The following is a 24,424-nucleotide window of genomic DNA, read 5'->3' as shown; positions in this document are numbered from 1 at the left end:
GTCACTTTAATCTAATATTTAATAGTATTTTGATTGATTTTCAGCTACTTGTTTACGCTGCTAAAAATTCCTAGTAATATTATAGGAGTTATGAGATATATTATTAAATTTGTCTTATGAGACGGTCCACCATACGTTTTAGTTGTTGTTGCAAAGCGCGTATAACGGGTGGCGTTTCACTGTAGACCAACGAATTTTAGTAAGCGCCCTTCCGATTGAAGGGCATTTTTATAAAACCACTGTAATGAGTATGGCGAGTTTAGCCCTGCCTGCCGGCCTGTTTTCAAAGAAGGAACAGGAACAGGTGCAGGAATTGATCCAAAAATTTTCCACCCAGCAGCTGCAATGGCTGGCAGGCTATCTTACCGGCCTCCAGCACAGCAACCAACAGCTGTTACAGTTGATTAACCGCATCCCGGTTACCCATGAATCACTTACCACCGAACCTCTGTCATCGCAGGATTCCATTACCGTCCTGTTTGGTTCCAAAAGCGGCAACAGTAAAAAAGTAGCCAAAAACCTTCACGACAAACTGATCGCACGCGGGTTTACTGCAGTGCTGCAGGACATGAACCAGTACCAGGGTGCCCGCCTGAAGGATGAAAAATGGCTTCTTGTTATCGTTAGTACACATGGTGAAGGAGATCCTCCGCCTGCTGCCGAAGACCTGCATGCTTTTATCAATAACCGTAAGGCACCGCAACTGAAAGATACCCGTTTCGCAGTGCTCGCACTCGGCGATAAAAGCTATGCGAGTTATTGCCAGACCGGGCGCGACTTCGATAGCCGCCTGGGTACACTGCAGGCGACACGTTTGCTCGACAGGGTGGAAGCGGATGTTGACTTTGAAGAAACCGCGGAAGTATGGACAGATGCAGTTCTTTCCAAACTCCAGGAAACATTTGGCACATCAACGGATAAAGCAGCTTCCAATGGCCATCCGTCTGTTAACGGAACCATTCCTGCTGCCAAACCTGCAGTTCAATACACCCGCAAAAATCCCTTCAAGGCGACCGTGCTGGAAAAGATCAAACTCAATGGCAGGGGCTCCGCCAAGGAAACCTACCATCTTGAACTTTCACTGGAAGAAAGCGGACTGAGCTACCAGCCAGGTGATACAGTAGGCCTCTGGGTGGAAAACGAAGCTTCTTTTGTTGAAGGCCTGATCCGATTTAAAAAATGGGATGCCGCCGCAACCATCGTCTTTAAGGATACCCCATATACGCTCACGGATTTCTTTAAGCAGAAGGCCGAGTTAACCACAATTAGCGGTTCATTCCTTACAGCTTACCTGCCTTACATCAATGATCCTGCTGATGCGCATGCGTTGAAGAATATACTCAACGACAAGCAATCCCTTTCTTCGTTTGTATATGGTCGTGATGTATGGGATATACTTCAGCAATTCCCGGCCAATATCAGCGCCGACCAACTGGCGAATATCGTATTGCAGTTGCAGCCGCGGCTTTATTCCATCTCAAGTTCATTCCAGGCTCATCCCGATGAAGTACACATCACCGTGAGTCGCGTGGAATATGAAACAAACCGCCGTAAACACCGCGGGGTGGCATCTAACTTTATTTCCGACCGCCTGGAGATCGGTACCCAGGTTCCGGTTTTCATCGAAACAAATGAATCATTCCGCTTGCCGGAAAATGGCGACACCGGCGTGATCATGGTTGGTCCGGGTACAGGTATCGCCCCATTCAGGGCGTTTGTTGAAGAGCGGGCTGAAACCTCCGCTTCGGGTAACACCTGGCTGTTCTTCGGCGACCAGCACTTCACAACAGATTTCCTCTACCAGACTGAATGGCAGCGTTTTCTGAAACAGGGTGCCCTGACTCGCATGAATACCGCGTTTTCCCGCGATGGTAAGGAAAAGCTTTATGTACAGCACAGGATGCAGCAACATGCAGCCGAACTGTACGAATGGATCCAGGGCGGTTCACATTTTTATGTGTGCGGCGATGCCAAAAGAATGGCAAAGGATGTTAAGCAAACGCTTATTAATATTGTCAGCGAACAAGGCCGGCTCAGCCAGGAAGAAGCCACGGAATATGTAAAACAACTGGTGAAGACCGGCAGGTACCAGGAAGATGTATATTGATTAAACCACAAACGGATTGAATTATGTCTCTGAACCAGGATAAATCCAAACTCAGCGAAGTTGAACATATAAAGGAGAAAAGCAAGTACCTCGAGGGTACTATCCAGGATAGCCTCAAGGATGAAGTTACCGGTAACCTGTATGCACAGGATCAGCAGCTCATCAAATTCCATGGCAGCTATGTACAAAGTGACAGGGAGCTGGATAAGGAAAGAAAAGGACAGAAGCTCGAACCGCTTTATTCCTTTATGATCCGCGTGAGGGTGCCGGGTGGAATTGCCACTCCGCAACAGTGGCAGGTGATTGACGACCTGGCCACAAAATATGGTATGCCAACTCTGAAGCTCACGACCCGCCAGGCCTTTGAGCTGCACAATATCTATAAACACAACCTGAAGCAGACGATCAAGGAGATAAATGCTTCCCTGTTGAACTCCATTGCGGCCTGTGGCGACGTTAACCGGAACGTGATGAATACGGTGAACCCGCACACATCTGCCGTTCATGACGCTGTCCAGGAAGTGACGCGAAGAGTAAGCGATCACCTGACACCGAAAACTACGGCGTACTATAAAATATGGGTGAATGAAGACCAGGTGGTTGGCCCGGATGAAGAAGCACCGGTGGAAGAGCCGATTTACGGCAAAACCTATCTTCCCCGCAAATTCAAGATCACTTTTGCCATTCCTCCCTACAACGATACGGACGTTTATGCTCACGATGTCGGCCTCATCGCCATTGAAGATAATGGCCAGTTACTCGGTTTCAATGTTACCATTGGTGGTGGAATGGGAATGACTTTCGGTGACGAAAGCACGTATCCCCGCATTGGCAATGTGATCGGTTTTATCCCAACCGAAAATGTGCCCGATGTATGCGAAAAGCTGGTTACCATCCAGCGGGACTACGGTAACAGGGAAAACAGGAAGAACTCAAGATTCAAGTATACTATAGATCGTGTGGGACTGGACTTTGTGAAGGAAGAACTGCACCGCAGGCTTGGTTACGAACTTGAACCGGCAAAGCCATTTGTCTTTACAACGAATGGTGACAGCTATGGCTGGATCCAGGGTGTGAATGGCAGGTGGTACAATACGCTATACATCGAGGGCGGACGCGTGAAAGATACAGAACGCTTCCAGTTACGTAAAGGCTTGAGGGCAATCGCAGACATGCTCGAAGGTGGAGATTTCCGCCTCACGGGGAACCAGAATGTGGTGATCGGGAATGTTTCAGAGGAGCAGAAGCCGCTGGTACAGCAGTTACTGGATGAATACGGACTTACTGCCCACCAGGAAGTGAGCAGCCTGCACCAGCATTCCATTGCCTGCGTGGCATTGAATCTTTGTCCACTTGCAAACAGCGAAGCAGAACGTTATCTTCCTTCCCTGATTGATAAAATCCATGTATTAATGGATAACCATGGTATCGGAGAGCAACCTATCACCATCCGGATGACCGGATGCCCGAACGGTTGCGGTCGCCCTTACCTTGGCGAAATAGGTTTTGTAGGCAGGGCTCCCGGTAAATATAATCTTTACCTTGGCGCATCCTTTAATGGCGACAGGATGAATGTACTATACAGGGAAGCACTAAATGAAGAAGAGATCCTGGAAACGCTTGATCCTATTCTTGGTCAATATGCGAAAGAACGCAATCCCGACGAACATTTCGGGGATTACCTGGTGAGAAAGGAACTGATCAGGCATAATTATTCATCATCTGACTTTCATCATAACTGAGTATGATAGCAGTTGCAGGCATAAGTTATTACAGCGCAGGCTTCGACATGCTGGCAAAATATGCCGGTCTTGCAGAAGAGGCTGCGTCAGGCAATTCGATCTCAGGCGCCTTTACCGGTATAGTTTGGGTGAGTACCTGCAATCGTGTTGAAATATATGCAGATATACCCGTGCATTGCAGGAAGAGGGCGGAAAGGCTGATGCTCCAACAGTTCGGGCTGACCGAAAAGACAGAAGGGTTTTATATATATACTGAAGATGAAGCAATCCTGCACCTGCTGAAAGTAGCTGCCGGTTTGGATTCGGCTGTCACAGGTGAAGACCAGGTTCTTGGTCAGTTGAAACTGGCTTATAAAAATGCGGTAACGGCAAACCTTACCTCACCATGGCTGAACAGGATTTTCCATAAAGCATTTGAAACAGGTAAGAGTATCCGGAACCTGACAGATATAAATAAAGGCCACCAGTCCATTGCATCCATCGCAGTTGCACTTGCCGGATCTTTTGTGACTGAGTATCCTGCTGAAAGCAGCAATGGCGTGCTGATACTGGGCGCCGGGGAAACCGGAGCCTTGGTTGCGGAGATCCTGGTGAACAAAGGTTTCAGTAACATCAGCATCTGGAACAGGAGTACGATAAAAGCAAGGAAGCTGGCCGTGAAACTGGGATTAAACGTAGTTACTACCGACCAGCTTGAACACAGTTACCGGACATCTTCGGTTGTTATGGTGGCAATCCGCAATAAGGAACCGCTTTTGAATTATGGGGCAGAAAGAACTGCACCTTCAGCAAAGCGCCTGGTTGTAGACCTGTCCATGCCTTTCCAGGTTGCAGACACTGCCGAGAATGCAAATAACTATGTGTATAACCTGAGTCATATTGCAGCCATCCGCAAAGAGACACTGGAGAAAAGAAAAGAAGCGATCGATGATGCGATGCAACTGATCTGGTCAGCAATGTCTGAACTTGCCACATGGAAGGAAGACCAGTGGATCGGAAAGACGTTGCAGCAATGGAAATTGCTGATGCAACAACTTAAGGAAAGACAGGTCAGGGATTATGCGGAGAAGCATCCCGAAGTTGACAGTGCGACTCTTTCCCGTTTCGGCGAGGAGTTGTCTGCCAACATTCTGCGCCAGCTTGCCTGGTCCATCCGCCAGCAGCAAAAGGACGGTGCCGATTGGAATAAATGGTCGAAGCTGCTCGCAAATGTTGAACCATACGAACAATTGAACTGAATATATCACAACGCCGGATTAACATGAATGCAGTAAACGGACAATATGGAAAAGTGTATATCACGGGAGCCGGACCGGGTGACGTCAATCTTGTAACCCTCCGGGCAAAAGCCGTTGTGGAACTGGCAGACGTGATCCTTTACGACAATCTCGTGAATCCCGAGATCCTGTCCTGGGCACGCCCCGATGCACTCAGGATCTCTGTGGGAAAAATGCCTTATTGTTCGGTTGTTACCCAGGAAACGATTAACGAGACTATGGTTGAACATGCAAAGCTGGGAAAACAGGTAGTCAGGCTGAAAGGCGGCGATCCACTGATCTTCGGAAGGGGAGCAGAGGAAGCATCTTTCCTTAAAGAAAACGGTATTTCCTTTGAGATCATACCCGGCGTTACCAGCAGCCTTGCAGCAGGTGCATACTCAGGCATTCCGCTTACACATCGGGATGCATCGCAGATGGTCCTGTTTGTAACCGGCCATACCAAAAAGGGTAGCACAAAAGGCTTGAATTTCGACTGGAAAATGCTGGCAGCTTTTGAAGGCACGATTGTGTTTTATATGGGTGTGAAAAACCTTCAGCTGATAACCGAAAACCTCGTTGCAGCAGGCAAATCACCACATACTCCTGTCGCCGTTGTGGAGAACGGCACGCTATTGCATCAACGCGTTATTTCAGGTATTTTGTCTGAAATAAATGACCAGGTCGCAGCTGCCGCCGTCGGTACCCCTGCGTTGATCATAGTTGGAGACGTAGTACGGTATCACCAGGAGCTTGACTGGTTTGCTGATATTCAAAAACAATTCAAACAGCAGATCGCGTGAAAACATTGGATATGACATTGATACACGGCTATATACTGAGTTCTTCGGTTCCGAAGAAAAAGCAGGTGATCGATTTCGCGCAGGACCTGGTCGATTACCTGTTCCCGGTAGTGGAGAATGAAAGGACCTATGAAGCACGTCACAGGAAAAAACTCGACAACCTGAAGAACCAGTTGCTGGAAATTTTGTTTGCATTCAACCAGACATACAAACTGGATAAGGAAAGTGTGAATGACCTGTTTTTTTCTTCGCTCGAGGGCATTAAAGAACACCTGATGGAAGATGCCCGTGCGCTTCAGCAATTCGACCCTGCTGCAAAATCTTTAGAAGAAGTTGTACTGACATACCCGGGGTTTATGGCTGTTACCGCTTATCGCGTAGCACACGTGCTTTACCGGCTTCAGGTACCTCTGGTACCCCGGATCATTTCAGAGTGGGCGCATTCCATAACCGGGATAGACATTCATCCCGGAGCTACCATAGGCGTACCTTTTATGATTGACCATGGAACCGGAGTGGTTATCGGGGAAACTTCCGTACTGGGCAGGAATGTGAAGATCTACCAGGGTGTAACAATAGGGGCGCTGGCGGTAAAGAAAGAAGAAGCGGAAGTGAAAAGACATCCGACAATTGAAGATAACGTTATCGTATACGCGAACAGTACGATTCTTGGTGGCAAGACAGTAATCGGGCGCGACAGCATTATAGGCGGTAACTGCTTTATAGTTGAAAGCGTACCACCACAAAGTGTAGTATATCACCAGCCGATAATCACAGTTAAAAACAAAAAGGATTTTGCTGAACCATTGAACTGGGTCATTTAATTAACCTGAAACCCCTCACCTCAAACAAAACATATGGTTGCTTCAAACATTCTCGAAACAATTGGAAACACACCCCACGTACGGGTGAACCGCATTTTTGGCAATTCCCACAATGTTTATGTAAAACTGGAAAGGAACAATCCGGGTGCCAGTATCAAGGACAGGATCGCCCTGGCCATGATTGAAGACGCTGAACAGAAAGGGATTCTCCATAAAGACAGTGTCATCATCGAGCCCACTTCCGGCAACACCGGTATCGGTCTCGCAATGGTAGCCGCGGTTAAAGGATATAAGCTCATCCTGGTTATGCCTGAAAGCATGAGCATAGAAAGAAGAAGGCTGATGAGCCTCTATGGTGCCAGCTTTGAACTTACTCCCCGCGAGAAAGGCATGAAAGGCGCGATCGAAAAAGCAAAAGAACTTGTTGCCGCTACTCCCCACGGATGGATGCCCCAGCAGTTCGATAACCCTGCTAACACTGAAGTGCATCGCCGCACTACAGCCCAGGAGATCCTGAACGATTTTCCTAACGGTATCGATTACCTGATTACAGGCGTCGGAACCGGCGGTCACATCACAGGTTGCGCTGAAATACTAAAAGAGAAATTCCCTAACCTGAAAGTATTTGCGGTTGAACCGGAACTGTCACCCGTACTCAGTGGCGGCTCTCCCTCACCCCATCCAATCCAGGGAATCGGTGCCGGCTTCGTACCTGGTATTTATAACAAGGATGTAATTGATGGCATCATCGCTGTCGGAAAGGATGAATCTTTCAATTTCGCACAGCGGGCTGCAAAAGAAGAAGGCATCTTCATGGGGATTTCAAGCGGTGCTGCTCTCGCAGCAGTTTCCAAGAAACTGGCTGAAATTCCGGAAGGCAGTACTGTTCTTACTTTCAACTATGATACAGGTGAGAGATACCTGTCCATCGATGGATTGTATTAATCAATATTAAAGCAAAGCGTTTTGGATCTTTTTGAATTGAATACCGCCCTTGCACAGATGACTGCTGCTGAAAGGCTGGCGCACATCAGCAGCCTGTTTCCTGAAGGTGTTGTGTTTTCCAGCTCACTGGGCCAGGAAGACCAGGTGATCACTCACCTGGTCGCGCGACAGCAGCTGCCGGTAAACATTTTTACGCTGGATACCGGTCGGCTTTTCCAGGAATCATATGACCTGCTCGATCGCACTTCGGCCAGGTATAAGGTAGGCATCAGGGTTTTCTTTCCGGATGCGGCCAGGGTTGAAGCAATGGTGGCTGAAAAAGGTGCCAATAGTTTTTACGAGTCTGTTGAAAACAGGAAAGAATGCTGTTTTATCCGCAAGGTTGAACCTCTTAACCGGGCATTGAAGGGCGCAAAAGTGTGGGTGACCGGGCTCAGGGCAGAACAGAGTGAAAACAGGCACAACCTGCCGTTCGCTGAATGGGATGAAGCCCACCAGCTGATCAAGGTTAACCCGTTGCTTGACTGGACCCTGGAACAGATGCTGGCCTTTATAGAAGAACAGAATATACCCTACAATGCGCTGCATGATAAAGGATTTCCGAGTATCGGTTGCGCGCCATGTACCAGGGCGATTGAGCCGGGCGAAGATATCAGGGCCGGAAGGTGGTGGTGGGAAGCATCCCAGAAAGAATGCGGCCTCCACCACGAATCCGCCAAATAAATTTTTATAACAAAGAAGAAAAGTTGAAGTAGTATGTCGATAACAACAACAATACCCGCATTTCCGAGAATGTTAGAAGATGAGAGCATCTATATCATGCGGGAAGTTGCTGCGCAGTTTGAAAAGCCTGCATTATTATTCAGCGGTGGAAAAGACTCTATTACACTGGTCAGACTCGCACAAAAAGCTTTCTGGCCAGGCAAGATCCCGTTCCCTCTGCTGCACGTGGATACAGGTCATAACTTTCCTGAAACAATCGAGTTCCGTGACTGGCTCGTAAGGGAAACAGGAGCAGAACTGATCGTACGCTATGTGCAGGATAGTATTGATGCTGGAAAAGTGAAAGAGGAAACCGGCAAATACGCCAGCAGGAACGTGTTACAGACCGTTACCCTGCTCGATGCTATCGAGGAATTCAAATTCGACGCCTGTATCGGCGGAGCCAGGAGAGATGAAGAGAAGGCCCGCGCCAAGGAAAGGATCTTTTCCGTACGGGATGATTTCGGGCAGTGGAATCCGAAAAAACAAAGGCCCGAACTGTTCGACGTGCTCAATGGAAAGATCAACCTGGGAGAGAATGTCCGCGTTTTCCCGATAAGCAACTGGACCGAACTTGATGTTTGGACCTACATCAAGGAAGAAGGAATAGCCATACCCTCAATTTATTATACGCATAAAAGAAATGTAATTGAAAGGGACGGAATGATCTGGCCTCACAGTGAATTCCTCAACACTACAGAAGAAGAAGTACCGTTTGAAGAAATTGTTCGCTTCCGCACGGTTGGTGATATGACCTGTACTGCTGCTGTTGCTTCCACTGCAAATAATATCGATGATATTATCCGCGAAATCCTTTCAGCAAAGATCTCTGAAAGAGGAGCAAGGATAGACGACAAACGAAGCGAAGCTGCCATGGAACAAAGGAAAAAAGAGGGATACTTCTGATAGTGGGAGTATCCCGGTTCTGATTTTTTTTAATGAAATATTCTAGTAAAAAACTAGAGTAGTAGTGCGATTGAAAAAAAGGAATCATCGAAAAACAAAAAAATGAGGATCAGGCAAATCAAATATGGGTGTCTCCTGGCTATCCTGGTAACAATATCAAAAATTCAGGCAGTTGCCCAGCTCAACGGCTCTTTTGTGATCTCCGGTAAAGTAACGGATGACCAGGGTAACCCCCTGGAAAGGGTTTCCGTCCTGATCCTGGACAGCAAGTTCGGGTCAATGACTGACAGCACCGGCGTATTTAAGATCGTTGGCAACAAGCCATTCCCATTTACCCTCCAGTTCAGCGCCATCGGCTTTGCACCAAAGGAAGTAACACTGCGTTCGATCAACGATAAAGTTTCCATACAACTCTTCAGCCAGAGTATGATTGCCAACGAAGTGGTTGTTACGGCAAGCAGGCAGAACGAACGACTGCTCAGGTCGCCGGTAACCATCGAGAAACTCGATATCCGCGCACTCAAAGAAACTCCGGCGCCTTCTTTTTACGATGCGCTGGGGAACCTGAAGGGAATTCAGCTTACTACGTCGTCACTGACTTTTAAAATCCCGAATGCACGTGGCTTCAATATCCCTAACAACTTCCGTTTCATGCAAATGGTTGATGGGGTCGACATGCAGGCCGCAACGCTTGGCGTTCCGCTTGGCAATGCTATTGGTCCCACCGAGCTCGACATCGCCAGCGTGGAAGTTACACCCGGCGCTGCCTCTGCATTATATGGTATGAACGCCATCAATGGCATGGCAAACCTGATTACAAAAAGTCCTTTTCAGCACCAGGGTTTAAGCTTATACCAGAAAACCGGCGTGAACCATGTTGGTGGTACCGGGCGTGATGCCGGCATACTAACGGAATCGGCTATCCGCTTTGCAAAAGCCTTCAACCAGAAATTCGCGTTCAAAGTGAACTTCAGTTACATGCGCGGAACCGACTGGCTCTCCAGTAGTACGACTGACCAGAACCCGAATGATAAGAACACTGCCAATCCCGCATACCCGGAACTGAATGGCGAAAACAATGCAGCCTATGACGCCTGGAACAGGTATGGTGATGAAAATAATAATGCTGTCACCGTCAGCGGTGTCCGGTACAAAGGCGCACCCGCTACTTTTCTCGTGCGCAGAACGGGTTATTGGGAAAAAGACCTGGTAAATCCCATAGTTGAAAATATCAAGGCCGACGCGGCTTTCCATTACCGCGTAAATCCTTCTCTTGAACTCGCTTATGGATACAGGGTGGGAAAAATGGATGGGGTATTCCAACGGGGGAATAAGATCCAGCTCAACGATGTGATAGTACAGAATCATCATCTTGATATCAAGGGAAAAAATTTCCAGGTTAAATCGTATGTGTCAGTTGAGAATACGGGAGACTCATATAACCTGAAGCCATTGTCTGACAACCTTGACCTGACCAACCTGTCCAACAATGCCTGGCGCGATAAATTCAAATTGAACCTGCAAGAGTCCCTTAATAACGGGGTTGATCTTGCCACGGCAATGAAACTGGCGCGCCAGTTTGCCGACCAGGGTAGGGTGGAAGCCGGAACACCGGAATTCGAACAGTTAAAGAATACCATTATCGGCATCAACAACTGGGATCATAAAAACGCCGGCATCGCCGGAGCGCCTGCCACAGGTGGTGCATGGCTGCTTCAGAAAAGCCGGATGTATCATACAGATGCGCAATGGGATCTGAGCAATAAGGTAAAATGGTTCAACGTGCTGGTAGGTGGTGACGTGCGCATTTATGAAGTGATTCCTGACGGGAATAATTTTGTTGATTTCAGCAGGCCAATTGAAGATCGGAATAAGCCCGTTGAAGTAAACGGTAAAGTGCCCGATTCAAGCGACTTCGGATCAAACGTTTATTATAAGAAATATGGATTCTTCACACAAGTGACAAAATCCTTCTTCAATGATAAACTCAAAATATTTGCATCGCTGAGATTTGATCACAACCTTGAATTCAAGCCAAAATTCAATCCACGTGCGGCTGTGGTGTATAGTCCTAAAGACGAACACAATTTCCGGTTCGCCGTACAAAACGGGTTCCGGTTTCCGGCCCTGTTTGAAGCATTGTCCTTTGTTAATAATGGAAACGTAAGAAGGGTAGGAGGTTTATCTTATATCAACGAAGGACTCGGCTATCTCGACAATTCCTATACTCTCGCTTCGGTGAATACATTTAATGCGGCAGTTAATAAGGATGTCAATAGTGGAATGAATTCCAATGACGCCGCGTTAAAGAACAGGGACCTGCTTGAAGTTACAGCCCTGGATCCGACCCAGCCGGAAAGGATCGTGTCATTTGAGACCGGCTATAAGGGCGTTTACCTGGATGGCAGGATCTTCGTAGACCTGGATTTCTATCACAATACCTATACAGGTTTCCTGGGCCAGGTAGAAGTTTCAGTTCCAAATTCCGGAACTGTTGGTTCGGATGCTGCCGTCCTGGATATGTTGGCCGCCAACCGTTCAAAGCAGACCAGGTACAGGGTATTTACCAATGCAAAAAATACCTACCGTAATTACGGGTCAGCACTGGCGGTTACCTACCGGTTCTACAAAAAGTTTTCTGTTTCAGGGAACGTCAGCTATAATGATATCAAGACCAATAAGGAATCAGATGTATTTGTTACAGCTTTCAATACGCCAAAATGGTCTTTTAATATGGCACTGGGCAACAGGGAAGTCATTAAGAACCTGGGCTTCAATATTGTCTGGAAATGGCAGTCCTCTTTCCTCTGGGAAAGTCCACTTGCAAATGGAACAGTGCCCAGTTTCCATACAACAGACGCACAGATCACTTACCGTATTCCGGCGCTGAAAGCCACGGTTAAAGTAGGCGGAGCAAATGTTTTCAATAAAAAATATATCCAGTATGCTGCTGGTCCGACAATCGGCGGATTATATTACACCACAGTTGTACTTGACGGATTGTTCAGTAAAAACCAACAGGTCGCAAAATAATTTATCACTGTATCTAAATAAACCAGGAACATGTCAACCAAGGCCACAAATAATCTTTATCCTGTTTTCCTGAAGCTGGACCAGCTTCGGGTGCTGGTAGTCGGGGGCGGCTATGTTGGTGAGGAAAAACTGAACTCCTTGCTACGCTCGGCTCCAGGAGCAAAGATTACGCTTGTTGCTATTGAGATCAGCGATGCCATTACTGCAATGGCTACACACCATGAGGGGTTGCTGCTGGTACAGAAAGCCTTTGAGCCTTCAGACCTTGCAGAAAAAGATATGGTGATTGCGGCAACCAATGACAAAGCACTTAATGCCGATGTGAAAGCCGCTGCCGAAGCTTCCGGGGTACTGGCCAATATTGCTGATACACCGGAGCTCTGCGACTTCTACCTCGGTAGTATAGTGAATAAAGGTGACCTCAAGATTGCTATCAGCACCAATGGTAAATCACCTACCGTTGCGAAACGCCTGAAAGAATTACTGAATGAATCAATTCCCCCTGAAATGGACCAGGTGCTCGACAACATGCAGGAACTTCGGTTACGCATGAACGGAAACCTGGCCGACAAAGTCAAAAAACTGAATGAAATAACCGGCGTCCTCGTTGCTAATAACCATCCCCGTGTCGTTAATGCTGAAAAGAAGTGGAAGAAGATCGCTACACGACTTATCTGGCTGTTTACAGCAATGATTGTCGGCCATATCATCTTCTCTTCTGTTCCTTTGCCACCACTTGGCGAACTCTGGGCAACCGGGAAAGAATATATCAACACCCAGTTCCTGTTGTTTATGCTTGCAGGTTTTCTTGCGCAGCTGGTAGACGGACTGCTTGGAATGGGCTACGGAGTTACCTCGGCTACCTGTCTCATTTCCGCAGGTGTGAACCCGGTTTCGGTAAGCGCGGCCATTCATACCTCCGAGATCTTCTCTGCCGGTGTATCAGGTTATAGTCACTATCGTTTTGGCAACGTTAACCGCAAGTTGTTCAGGCACCTGGTGATCCCCGGAATTCTCGGCGCCATATTAGGAGCGGCCCTACTGGTACTTCTTGGTGAACACGCCGGAAACTGGCTCATGCCTATCATTGCATTGTATGCCATGTTCCTGGGGTTCAAGATCTTCAGCCGGGCATTCCAGTTATCAGCCATGAACAACAAGAAGATCAAAAATGTGGGCTGGCTGGCATGGGCAGGTGGATTCCTGGATTCATTCGGCGGCGGAGGCTGGGGGCCGATTGTTACCAGTACACTGATTTCAAAAGGCCGCAGTCCGCGATACACTATCGGTACTGTAAGCCTTACCGAATTTTTTATTACCATGGCAAGTGCTGCAACCTTCTTTTTCACCGCCGGTATTGGCCACTGGCCCGTAGTTATAGGATTACTGATAGGTGGAAGCGCTGCAGCGCCGATTTCGGCTAAGCTCGCCGGTAAGCTGCCCGCCAAAACAATGATGATAGGAGTGGGCATCATTGTAATGATCTGGAGCATCCGCCTCATCGTAAAATCAATTGCTTAAATAATTAATTAATATTGTAAAATGGATATTGTAAGAATTGCAACAGCAGGAAGTGTGGACGATGGAAAAAGTACCCTGATTGGAAGACTGCTTTATGAAACCAACAGTATTACACAGGACAAACTGGAAGCCATTGAAAGGGCCAGTAAACGCAGGGGGGTAGATTATACCGATCTTTCCCTGCTTACCGATGGATTGATTGCAGAAAGGGAACAGGGCATCACTATCGATGTGGCGCACATCTATTTTTCAACTCCTAAAAGGAAATACATCATTGCTGACACGCCGGGTCACTTCGAGTATACCCGCAACATGATCACAGGTGCAAGCAATGCGCAGGTAGCCATTATCCTTATCGATGCACGTAACGGCATTGTTGAACAGACACACCGCCATTTTTATATTACGCAGCTGCTGCGGATCCCTTATGTGATAGTTTGTATCAATAAGATGGACCTGGTAAATTACACGGAACAACAGTTCGAGGTCGTTAAGGAGCAGTTCCAGGAACTTTTCAGCAAAGCGAATTACAAGGATCAGCATATCCAGTTTATCCCTGCATCATCACTATATGGCGACAATATCGCGGTAAGGTCAAAGCAGATGCCCTGGTTCGAAGGACCATCCATTCTCGAGTTCCTTGAAAACATCGAATGGCATTCGCAGGAGAATCAACTGCCAGCACGCTTCCCGGTACAGTATGTGATCCGGCCTAGATCAGAACAGTGGCACGACTTCCGTGGATTTGCCGGCAAACTTTCGAGCGGCGTTTTCAGGAAAGGTGATGTGGTGGTGGCTATGCCTTCATTGCAGGAATCTACCATAGCCGGCATTCATCGCTTCGAAGAAGAAATAGAAGAGGCCGAGTCCGGTGATAGTGTCGTGGTAACACTTTCCAGTGAAATAGACCTGAGCCGGGGCGACATGCTCGTGAAGAAAGAGCAGCAGCCTGAACCGCTGAAAGAAATTTCCGCGCAGGTCTGCTGGCTTGACCATACACCGCTAAAGGCCGGCAAAAATTATCTTCTGCAACACGGCAGCAACAGGGTCAAGGCGAAAGTCACCAACCTTTTCAGCAGCATCAACGTTCTTGACTACCAGACAATAGACGGCGTTGAAGAGATAGGTCTTAATGAGATCGGCTATATTTCAGTGAAGACGGCGCGTCCGGTTATTGCTGATTCATATGCTTCAAACAGGAACAACGGAACTTTTATCCTGATAGACGAAGGTAGCAACAGCACGGTGGGTGTTGGTTTTATAAGTTAACATGAAAAAATTTAAAATTGAAAATATGGCGCCCTCCGAACACGGGGGCGCTTTTTTCGTTTATGCCTGATAGTTATTATGTCTTTACCTTGCTAATCCTCTGCTTCATCATTCAGGTCAAATTGTGGTCCCAGGACTTTAACATGTTTAAGCAGGGCATTAAGATACTTTGGGTTATAAGGCATAGGATTTTCCGGGTCAGATAAAAGGGTGATATTTTCGCCGGTAATGAGGTCGATATTATCAACAGAAACGGCATAGCAACGGTGAACCTGCACAAATCGTCTTTCCTTTAAATCCTCCAGCGCTTGTTTAAAAGTTATACGCACAGAAACGTAGCCATTTGAAGTATACACTTTCGTGTAGTTGTCTGCTGTTTCCAAATAATGAATGTCGTCGTAGTTTATTCTTTTCAGGAATCCTCCGGTCCTGGCTAAAAAGTAGTTTTGGCTCATATAAGTGGGGTTTTAAATTAGTCATTACTGAACCTTGCATTAACCATGTATTAACCATGCTTTATCCATGTATCAAATAGCCTGCTACAGAAGGGATGATACATGATTGATACATGGTTAATACATGGTTTACGGATGTGCCGTCGACTGTTCCTATCCATTTTAGGTCCCCTGCAAACTACATTCACCCCAGACTTATCATACCATCGCCCCAGGGTTACCATGCCGTCGCCACAAGCTTAAAAATCGTGAGATATTGCTGATTAATTTTGGTTTTTAATCGCTTAAGAAGAGTCACACAGGCTGAAGCGGGAAGTGTGACCCCGCCGGGGCTTTCCTTCTGAAGCGATTGGAAAAAGTAATAAAATTTTTAATCATTTTAAAAAAGAATCCAATGTCGAGAATTACCGAAAACCTTCTCGTAAAGGAAGCGAGAGGTAAAATGGGTAACCAATTCGTCTACAAGAAAAGAGGCGAGGATACCTATATAGCAAAATTGCCAAAAGTTGATAAAGATGCAGAACCCACGGAGGGACAGGTAAGAGTCCGTGAGCGGTTTGGAGAAGCCTCAGAATATGCCCAGGGCGCAATTGCTGACCCTGAACTAAGGGCAGAGTATGAAAGGAATCTCCCTTCAGGTAAAACGGCCTATAACGCAGCATTCCGCGATTACCTGAAAGCCCCGGTGGTGAAAAGCATCGATGCCGGTAAATACACCGGTGTTGCCGGAACTCAGATTGTAGTTAAAACCAAAGATGATTTCAGAGTGGCTGAAGTCTTCGTAAGTATTCATACTGCAACAGGGGAACTGGTGGAAGAAGGCTATGCTATTCTTAACCCGATCAACCGGAATAAATGGACCTATACCACAGTAGCGTCCAATCTGGCCCTCGCTGGCAGCAGTATCAGCGTAACGGCTAAGGATATCCCCGGTAATGAAGGGAGGATGATGCACAGCCTTTAATTTGGAAATCCCCCGGACTGCAGCCGGGGGATATTTTCTCTATTGCATTATGACGAGAAGGGTCGGATAATACAGAGTATTACGGAAAATCTTACAGGTGGGTTGGATATTACAACTACGCAATATAGTTGGAGTGGGCAACCGCTTATAACAGTACTCAGGCAGCAACATAAAGGAAGTGCGACACAGGAGACAGTGATCGTGACTAAAATGACCTACGATAATCTCTGGCGGCTGGAAGCCGTTGACAAGAAAGTTCAACACTCCTATGTAAATGGCGGGGCGATGCCTGCATTTAAAAATGTTAGTCGCCATACTTATGATGCCCTCGGACGATTAAAAGGGAAAAAGCTGGGTACTGATCCAAATTCCACCCAAAATGAGTTAGCGAAGTTGGACAATGAATATAATGTCCGGAATTGGCTGCTTTCGATTAACAAAGGGTTTTTAGGAAGTACAAATAACCGGCAGTATTTCGGCATGGAGCTTACTTATGATAAAAGTAGCCAGGGGGCGGCAAATAGCAACTTCAATGGAAATATCAGTGAAGCAACATGGCAAAGCGAAGGTGACCGCCAGTTGCGGCGGTACACTTTTTCCTATGACAATGTAAACAGGCTTACGGGAGCAGTGTTTGGGCAGCAAACAGGCGGTTCATACAATTTGACGGCTGGTATTGACTACAGCGTAGACAACCTGACTTACGACGCCAATGGCAACATTGAAACCATGAGGCAGAAAGGGTTTAAAATTGGCGGCTCGACTATTATTGATAACCTGGTTTATGATTACAAATTGGTTAACAAGAGTAACAGGCTGGATAAAGTGGTTGATCAAAACTCCGATCCAAACACTAAACTTGGTGATTTTAATGATGGGGCAAATGGGGGAAATATCGACTATGATTATGACGCCAATGGAAACCTAAAATATGATCTTAATAAGGGACTTGGCACCATAGGTTACAATCACCTGAACTTACCCAATGCTATTACAGTTACCGGAAAAGGTTCCATAAGTTATACATACGACGCGACCGGAAATAAATTGCGTAAGGTCACAATTGATAATACTGTATCCGGTAAAACCATTACCGTTACAACAACCTACTATGGCGGAGTTATATATGAGACGAAGACAATTTCCATCGCTGACCCTTCGATCCGTACTTACCAGGACGAGCTGCAATTGATTACTCATGAAGAGGGAAGGTTCAGGTATACCCCGCTGACAGCCTCAACAGGAAAACTTGACTTCGATTATTTTCTTAAGGACCACCTTGGAAACGTTCGTGCGGTATTAACTGAGGAGTTGAGTACCGTTCCATATACGGATCTGACGTTTGAAGGAACAGCAGGTACGCAGCAGGTGAATGACCAAAATGCTATCTGGGAAAACAAATCCGGCCAATCCCTAAACGTAACTGCTGTGAGGCAAACCCGGCCTGGCGCATTCGGTACCAGTGGAACAAATGGCTCATATGCAGGCCTTGCCCGGAAAAGTACCGGTTCGATCGGAGCCGCCAAACTCCTAAAAGTTATGTCGGGAGACAAGATACACACACAGGTGGACTATTTCTATACAGTCGTAAATGCGAATAACTCCGGCGCAAATGGCATTGCGAGCCTCGTTGCCCAATTCGGATCTGCCCTGTCGGCCAGTTCAGCGGTATCAGGCATAATTAAAGAAGGTGTTAGTACAGTTACGTCAAACCTTCAAAATACGGGCACTTTAATATCAATTTTAAATACACCAAACAACACCAGCGGATCGAACAATGCTCCCAAAGCGTACCTGAATATTTTATTCTTTGATGACCAGTTTAAATACGATGACACCAATAGTACGGTTGTGCCTGTTGGGTATTCACCAAACGTAAAATCAACTTTAAGTAAAATTGGAGCCAGTGCCATAACGGCAGGTAAAAATGGATATGTTTATATTTACTTTAGCAACGAAAGTGATGAATTGGTTTATTTTGATAACTTTAAACTTACGCATGAAAAGGGGAGGTTACTGGAAGAGACGCATTACTATCCATTCGGGTTGACGATGGCAGGAATCAGTTCTAAGGCGATGGGGAAGCTTGATAATAAGTTTGAATTTGGAGGGAAAGAGAAACAAGAAAAGGAGTTCTCTGATGGCTCTGGGCTTGAGATGTATGACTTCGGAGCACGAAACTACGACCCCCAAATAGGTAGGTGGCATGCAATTGACCCCAAAGCTGATGAAGACAGAAGATGGTCTCCCTACAGATATGCTTATAATAATCCCCTACGGTTCATTGATCCCGATGGAATGATTGAAAGAGATGCCGATGGCAATATTATTTATACCAAGAATAAGGACGCCGAGAATAAAACTTATACATCAACCTTTGAAAGCGGAGGAAAAACGTATACTGTTACGACAACAGCAGAATCCGGCACAATTAAAACAGATAAAGGAAATGCAGTTTCGGTTGAAAAAGTTGTAGGTGCTACCTTATCAATTGATGGGGGGGATGCAATCAACATCATAGATCCGAAAGTGGCAAAGGAATATGGATTCGACCCAATAAGTAATTGTAATGGCTTAACATTTGGCGATGGACAATTTGTAATTAATGGAGAAAATGCGGGATTGATTTTGAATGATGAATATGACAAAGTTGGTTCTGATACTGGTAATGACCCTAAGCAGCAAGAAAAGCATGATGTAGTAACTGTTGGTCCTGCAGAGGGGATTGACAAAGAACCGTATCATTCTGCAACAAACCAGCCTGGCACAGATAAATACACCCATAAAGACGATGTTCTAAGGACGAAAAAGAATCAAAGCATTGATCAAGTAACTAATTACAATGGTACTGGTTCCGTGCATAAAGTAGTAAGCTTGTTCCGCAACGAAAGAAGAAAGGCCGAATAAGCCTCCCCTTCGAGTATAAGTTCATAGAGCTGTTGATGGAAAGCCTGCTAGTTCAATGACAAGAAATTATTACAAGAAAAAAGCCAAATAAGCAATATGAAAATATTTGCAAACATACTATGCCTTTTATATACTTGTTTTATGCTAAGCTGTAACCGAAGCATCTCCCAGACAAAGCAACAACAATCCAATCATTTTTTATACAAAACAGAATTAGATACTTCTAAGGGGAATTATGGAATGCACATTGAAGTAAAACAAGTTCTTCCAGACACTAATGAACTTATACCAATGTCTATCGATGATCGCGATATTATTGGCCGATCTAAATACGTAAGGGAGGAACAAATAAAACTTCTTGGTGAGTATTTAACCTATCGTGGCGATACAAATACAAGCAATAAGCGATACAGATTTAAAGCAGGTTCACATATGGTTTCCCCGGAAGGCATAAAAGGGTTCACAGTTGAGGTGGAGGCTTTATATTCTTTTACGAGAATGCTTACACAGGGGTTGCCGCCAATTAAGCCGGCATTGATAAGCCGGGTTACTGGTGAACAATTAAATACAAATCCGAAAGTAGTGAGTGAGGTGTATGATATTTACACAAGGTGGTATAAGGAGAATGCCAAAACAGATTTTAAAAATATCATTCTTCCTTTGACCGGTTCTTCGTACTGCTGGCTCGGAGAAGACAAGGGTATGGAGCTATTTTTAAAAAAATCATTCTAGGTAGCAACATGTGTTTTGGAGAACAAGAATCATTATCCGTTCGGGTTGACGATGGCAGGAATCAGTTCTAAGGCGATGGGGAAGCTAGAGAATAAGTTCAAGTATAATGGGAAAGAACTTAACATTAAAGAGTTTAGTGATGGCGGCGGGTTAGAGTTATATGACTTCGGTGCAAGAAATTACGATCCCCAAATAGGTAGATGGCATACAATAGATCCCAAAGCGGATCAAATGCGCAGGTTCTCTCCTTACAATTATGCTTTTGATAATCCACTTCGTTTTATTGATCCGGATGGAATGGCACCCACCGATTGGGTGAGGTATACAGATGCGAATGGCGATAAGCATGTTGATTTTGATAAAAGCGTAACCGATCAGAAATCTGCTGAGGCCTATGCGGAGAAAAAAGGTGGTTCCAATGCTTCTTATGCGGGAAAAGAGGGATATCAGGAAAATGGCTACATCAATGAAGGCGACAAGCGGACGACATACAAATTAAATTCCGATGGAACGGCTACGCCTGTTTCGGATTTAAAACCTGCGATCACTAAAGCGGATCCTGCAAATACAGAACCATCTCAAACCTCTTCTGGTGGAGGTATAGATGTGAGTAAAGCAGCTAATCCAGATTTGTTAAACAATATTAATGATATTGCTGGCGCTGTTAGTTTGCAAGCGGGATTAGTGGAAGCAGCTGCTACAAAAGGTGTAAACGCTGTAGATGATTTAGGTAAATTGGCGAATCCGGTAGGAAATGTTTTAAAGGGTGTAGGTGTCGCAGGTGCAGTTGTTGGAGTTGGGACAGCTGGCGTTAAGCTAATTAATGAGCCGACCGCAGGAAATGCTACAAGGCTATTGGTTCAAGGAGCTGCGATTGGGTCCGCCTGGATTCCTGTATTTGGGTGGGGTGTTTCACTAGGAATTGGTGTTGCAGACATGATATGGGGTGATGACTTATATAATTGGATTGATAAGAAATGGTAAAAAAGATCTAAGTAAAATGTTTGATTATTTGTATTACAAGTTGTATCAGGCGACATTAAAGTCCTCTTTAAACGCGATTCCACACTTTATGGCACCTGTTTATTTAGGGGGGCTAATAAGTGTCAACGTTTTAGTGCTGAATGCTTTTTTGGCTAAGATGGATGTTTTTCCTTTTTTGTTTTCAAGTACTGTGACAGGTGGAGTATTTGCTATATTATTGATTATTGCTGCAATGAGTTATTACCGAAAGGATAAACGCGAGCATATACTTGATAAGTATTCTCAAGAAAGCAAAAATGAAAGAATTAAGGGGAATGTGATTGTTGCCATTTATGTTTCGATATCTTTCTTATTAATTTTTGCAGTAGCATTTTTCAAGCCTGGGAAGTTGTAAAAGGGGTGTAGTTATCTGACTGGCTTCTGATAAGTATTAAACACTCGCAGAATTATAATCTGTGTATCCGCGATGGTATAGTGAATCGTGAATGGAAAAGTATCGACCGGCTTCACGCGCACCGGTCGTATCGGATAGCTGAAGCAGAGGGTAGTTGCTGGATCTTGATAAAATAGCGGTCGATGGTATCGGCAAACTCAAAGCCCAGCCCATCGGATAATCTGTTATAATATTCTACGCCCTGATCGATGTCGTTAATAGCATCGACAGAAAGCAACAGTTGAAACGCGCTCATCAGGGCCGATAATTTGCTGGCCTGTTCTTCTTCGCGCTTCGGTATTGATCTCCCCAAATCAGGTAAAAAGGCGTGCCGTTAAGGGCGCTTTGCGCAAGTGCTGCTGTAGGCTTCCCCACTTTCCGGCCACGGGGTTTAGAGTTATCAATTGTTTCCAAAAACAGAAGTCCAGCTCTACGTTGTCCACCTGGTAAGAAACGCACAGAAATACCTTTCTTGGAAAGATGTCAAGCAATTCCTGAAGGATCTGCAAGCTATCTACCGGGCCACTACCAAAGAACAGGCAGAACGTAACCTGGATCTGTTGGAAAAGAATTGGGGCGACCGATATCCCAAAGTGATCGAATCCTGGCGAAGAAACTGGCTGATTTTATCCAACTATTTCCAGTACAACCGGGATATTCGTCGGATCAAGTATACCACCAATATCATTGAAGGATTCCATCGACAACTGCGAACGATTACCAAATCAAAAGGAGCATTCCAGCCTGAAGAGGGTCTCATGAAAACTGTTCCTGGTTCAGGAACATATACTAGAACAAACCTGTATTAACTGGAATAAGACCTTGGCTAAGCTGATGATTATTTTCGGCGACCGGTTAAAATTGAACCTATCGAATTTTGATTACAGACACAATTTATCAAACACATCCGACGTAAATCCGCGAACTTTTTTACTTTTGGCCTTTTTAGTTTAGTTTCATTATTACTTTTCATTTTTGACCTTGAAGTATGTCTGAAAAAATCATAGAGCTCTCCAACGCCAATATATATCAGGGTAACAACCTGATCCTGCAGGATGTAAACATCACCGTTAACAGGGGCGAATTTGTTTACCTGGTGGGTAAGACCGGAACAGGGAAGTCCAGCCTTTTGAAGACCTTGTATGGCGACCTTGACCTGAAGGAAGGCGAAGGCACGGTCGTAGGGTTTAACCTGAAGGAAATGGACTGGAAAAAAGTGCCGTTTCTCCGTCGAAACCTGGGTGTTGTTTTCCAGGATTTCCAGCTGCTGACCGACAGGAATGTGAGCGATAACCTCAAATTTGTTCTTAAAGCCACCGGCTGGAAGGATGAGAAGCTGATGGACGAAAAAATCTCAGACGTGTTGGAAAAGGTGGGACTCAAATCGAAGGGCTTTAAAATGCCGTTTGAAATGAGTGGAGGTGAGCAGCAGAGGGTTGATATCGCCCGTGCACTGCTGAATTCACCAAAACTTATCCTCGCAGACGAACCTACAGGTAACCTTGACCCGGAAACCTCGGATGAGATCATGCAGCTTCTTTTCCATATCAGCCGCGATTTCGGCGCTGCTGTGGTAATGGCTACACATGACTACATCGTCATCAATAAATACCCGGCAAGAACACTAAGGACCGAAAGGGGAAAAGTAGAAGACAACGCTAGTATAAGTATGAGATAAGCGTTTGTGCATTACGCTTATTATCGAAGTGTTCGTGTAAAATCTTTTTTCTTAACCGGATCTCTTCTTCTCCAAACGGAAGGTGATATAACTGTTGAACCACCCGCTGTATGGCATGTGGTGATTCAGCAATATGGCAAAGCGGTGAAAGCGGGGTGCCATCAACGGCCTGGTCATTGACTATGCAATGCCTCCCGTTGAACAACGCGTTCAGCAACTTGAGTTTTACACCCGTTTCATTGAATGATGGTAAAATATTGATCTGTGCTTTGGATATAAGATCGTTCAGTTCCCTGTCTTCAGGATTTGATACCAGGCAGGTATGGCAACCTAGACCCGTAATCCTTTCCAGCCGTGAAGAAGGATTCCTTCCTGCGATCACAAACGGAATCTTCAGCTTTAAAAAAATCTCCTGCAGCAACCAGATAGCTGCCTTTTCATTTTCCGCTACTTCAAGGTTGCCGTGATAAAGACAAAATGAGCCAATGCCTTCATTCGATCTTACCTCTTCGTAAGGCAGGAATGCCTGCACAGTATGAACTGATTTCGCATTAAACTTCTCGCGGTAAATATTGCGATCACGATCTGAAAGGGTCAGTACCGGGATAGTGCCCGCAATACGGGATTCATAATCCTTAAGTAAACGGCTTTCGTTCAGGTAATATGCTTTCTTGATGAGCGATCGTTCGTGCCGGTACAAATGCTGGTAATAACAGCTTTCCACATTAAAGAGACGAAGGGCCATCTTCCGCTTCCTGAACCGCTCATCGTTTAGAAGATATGTACAATGGATTCCTTCAATTAGTATCGGAAAATCATCCTGTAGCAGTCTTTCCAGTAATGCACAGTTTGCACGGGAAGAGACGATATAGGGAAGCTTGAATGAAAAGCCTTTGTGTCCTTCCTGCCGGGTGTAATAGTGTACCTCACTGCAGTACCTGTTGAGTTCTGCCTGTTCACCACGGCCATAATCAAAACAGTGAAGGATCACACTGATCCCGGATTCATGAAGCGCCCTGATTGTGCAAAAGATATCGATAACTCCGCCGTAATCGAGCGGGTATGGAACGTCATGTGAAATGATATGTAATGTCCGGGTCAAG

Annotated in this window: 20 protein-coding genes and 1 pseudogene; 18 read left to right on the top strand and 3 right to left on the bottom strand. The window is 45.7% G+C overall.

The features are described from left to right. Positions 1 to 250 precede the first annotated feature (250 nt). The 11 genes from OI18_RS15265 to OI18_RS15215 all read left to right on the top strand — a co-directional run bounded on the left by OI18_RS15265 (position 251) and on the right by OI18_RS15215 (position 15,168). A complete protein-coding gene (locus OI18_RS15265) occupies positions 251 to 2,107 on the top strand; it encodes an assimilatory sulfite reductase (NADPH) flavoprotein subunit (protein ID WP_039141283.1) in 1,857 nt (618 codons plus the stop codon). A gap of 23 nt (positions 2,108 to 2,130) precedes the next feature. Continuing rightward, positions 2,131 to 3,849 (top strand): assimilatory sulfite reductase (NADPH) hemoprotein subunit, encoded by a 1,719-nt coding sequence (gene cysI, locus OI18_RS15260; RefSeq protein WP_039141282.1) that lies wholly within the window; start codon positions 2,131 to 2,133, stop codon positions 3,847 to 3,849. 2 nt (positions 3,850 to 3,851) lie between these two features. After that, the gene (gene hemA, locus OI18_RS15255) at positions 3,852 to 5,087 is read left to right on the top strand and encodes a glutamyl-tRNA reductase (protein ID WP_039141280.1); all 1,236 of its coding nucleotides are present in this window, start codon (positions 3,852 to 3,854) and stop codon (positions 5,085 to 5,087) included. A 23-nt stretch (positions 5,088 to 5,110) separates the two neighbouring features. Continuing rightward, entirely contained in the window at positions 5,111 to 5,908 is a 798-nt protein-coding gene (gene cobA / locus OI18_RS15250; protein WP_039141279.1) for a uroporphyrinogen-III C-methyltransferase, read from the top strand. 11 nt (positions 5,909 to 5,919) lie between these two features. Further along, positions 5,920 to 6,732, top strand: a complete 813-nt coding sequence (epsC, locus tag OI18_RS15245; RefSeq protein WP_039141276.1) for a serine O-acetyltransferase EpsC — start codon at positions 5,920 to 5,922, stop codon at positions 6,730 to 6,732. 33 nt (positions 6,733 to 6,765) lie between these two features. Further along, positions 6,766 to 7,677 (top strand): cysteine synthase A, encoded by a 912-nt coding sequence (gene cysK / locus OI18_RS15240; protein WP_039141274.1) that lies wholly within the window; start codon positions 6,766 to 6,768, stop codon positions 7,675 to 7,677. 21 nt (positions 7,678 to 7,698) lie between these two features. Beyond that, the gene (locus OI18_RS15235) at positions 7,699 to 8,400 is read left to right on the top strand and encodes a phosphoadenylyl-sulfate reductase (protein ID WP_240312780.1); all 702 of its coding nucleotides are present in this window, start codon (positions 7,699 to 7,701) and stop codon (positions 8,398 to 8,400) included. Between the two features lie 33 nt (positions 8,401 to 8,433). Continuing rightward, positions 8,434 to 9,345, top strand: coding sequence for a sulfate adenylyltransferase subunit CysD (cysD, locus tag OI18_RS15230; protein WP_205410057.1), 912 nt, complete (start codon positions 8,434 to 8,436; stop codon positions 9,343 to 9,345). A gap of 102 nt (positions 9,346 to 9,447) precedes the next feature. Continuing rightward, positions 9,448 to 12,378 (top strand): TonB-dependent receptor, encoded by a 2,931-nt coding sequence (locus tag OI18_RS15225; RefSeq protein ID WP_039141270.1) that lies wholly within the window; start codon positions 9,448 to 9,450, stop codon positions 12,376 to 12,378. A gap of 30 nt (positions 12,379 to 12,408) precedes the next feature. Beyond that, complete coding sequence (locus tag OI18_RS15220; RefSeq protein ID WP_039141267.1) at positions 12,409 to 13,899, top strand: TSUP family transporter; 1,491 nt, start codon at positions 12,409 to 12,411, stop codon at positions 13,897 to 13,899. A gap of 21 nt (positions 13,900 to 13,920) precedes the next feature. After that, positions 13,921 to 15,168 (top strand): sulfate adenylyltransferase subunit 1, encoded by a 1,248-nt coding sequence (locus OI18_RS15215; protein WP_039141265.1) that lies wholly within the window; start codon positions 13,921 to 13,923, stop codon positions 15,166 to 15,168. Positions 15,169 to 15,260: 92 nt separating this feature from the next. On the opposite strand, the gene OI18_RS23875 is transcribed toward OI18_RS15215, so the two are convergent. Continuing rightward, entirely contained in the window at positions 15,261 to 15,623 is a 363-nt protein-coding gene (locus OI18_RS23875) for a LytR/AlgR family response regulator transcription factor (protein ID WP_052273270.1), read from the bottom strand. Positions 15,624 to 16,017: 394 nt separating this feature from the next. On the opposite strand from OI18_RS23875, the gene OI18_RS15205 reads away from it, so the two are divergent. The 5 genes from OI18_RS15205 to OI18_RS15185 all read left to right on the top strand — a co-directional run bounded on the left by OI18_RS15205 (position 16,018) and on the right by OI18_RS15185 (position 21,604). Beyond that, positions 16,018 to 16,587, top strand: a complete 570-nt coding sequence (locus OI18_RS15205; RefSeq protein ID WP_052273269.1) for a hypothetical protein — start codon at positions 16,018 to 16,020, stop codon at positions 16,585 to 16,587. Positions 16,588 to 16,689: 102 nt separating this feature from the next. Continuing rightward, on the top strand, positions 16,690 to 19,494 hold the full coding sequence (locus OI18_RS15200; protein ID WP_205410056.1) for an RHS repeat-associated core domain-containing protein: 2,805 nt from the start codon (positions 16,690 to 16,692) through the stop codon (positions 19,492 to 19,494). 96 nt (positions 19,495 to 19,590) lie between these two features. Next, positions 19,591 to 20,226 (top strand): hypothetical protein, encoded by a 636-nt coding sequence (locus OI18_RS15195; protein ID WP_152616844.1) that lies wholly within the window; start codon positions 19,591 to 19,593, stop codon positions 20,224 to 20,226. 15 nt (positions 20,227 to 20,241) lie between these two features. Then, entirely contained in the window at positions 20,242 to 21,210 is a 969-nt protein-coding gene (locus OI18_RS15190; RefSeq protein WP_039141257.1) for an RHS repeat domain-containing protein, read from the top strand. Between the two features lie 88 nt (positions 21,211 to 21,298). Next, positions 21,299 to 21,604, top strand: coding sequence for a hypothetical protein (locus OI18_RS15185; protein ID WP_152616842.1), 306 nt, complete (start codon positions 21,299 to 21,301; stop codon positions 21,602 to 21,604). 112 nt (positions 21,605 to 21,716) lie between these two features. On the opposite strand, the gene OI18_RS15180 is transcribed toward OI18_RS15185, so the two are convergent. Further along, entirely contained in the window at positions 21,717 to 21,899 is a 183-nt protein-coding gene (locus tag OI18_RS15180; protein ID WP_152616841.1) for a hypothetical protein, read from the bottom strand. A 148-nt stretch (positions 21,900 to 22,047) separates the two neighbouring features. On the opposite strand from OI18_RS15180, the pseudogene OI18_RS15175 reads away from it, so the two are divergent. Beyond that, a pseudogene (locus tag OI18_RS15175) lies at positions 22,048 to 22,513 on the top strand (transposase); the annotation flags it as partial. Positions 22,514 to 22,631: 118 nt separating this feature from the next. Beyond that, positions 22,632 to 23,321 carry a cell division ATP-binding protein FtsE gene (locus OI18_RS15170; RefSeq protein WP_039141250.1) on the top strand — a complete coding sequence of 230 codons (690 nt, stop codon included), beginning with the start codon at positions 22,632 to 22,634 and terminating at the stop codon, positions 23,319 to 23,321. Here the strand turns inward: OI18_RS15170 and OI18_RS15165 are convergent. Then, entirely contained in the window at positions 23,302 to 24,423 is a 1,122-nt protein-coding gene (locus tag OI18_RS15165) for a glycosyltransferase family 4 protein (protein WP_039141248.1), read from the bottom strand. The two genes, OI18_RS15170 and OI18_RS15165, sit on opposite strands and share 20 nt — an antisense overlap. Position 24,424: the final 1 nt, after the last annotated feature.

The sequence above is a fragment of the Flavihumibacter solisilvae genome (genome assembly GCF_000814475.1).
GTDB lineage: Bacteria > Bacteroidota > Bacteroidia > Chitinophagales > Chitinophagaceae > Flavihumibacter > Flavihumibacter solisilvae.
This window is presented reverse-complemented; position numbering and strand designations above follow the sequence as displayed.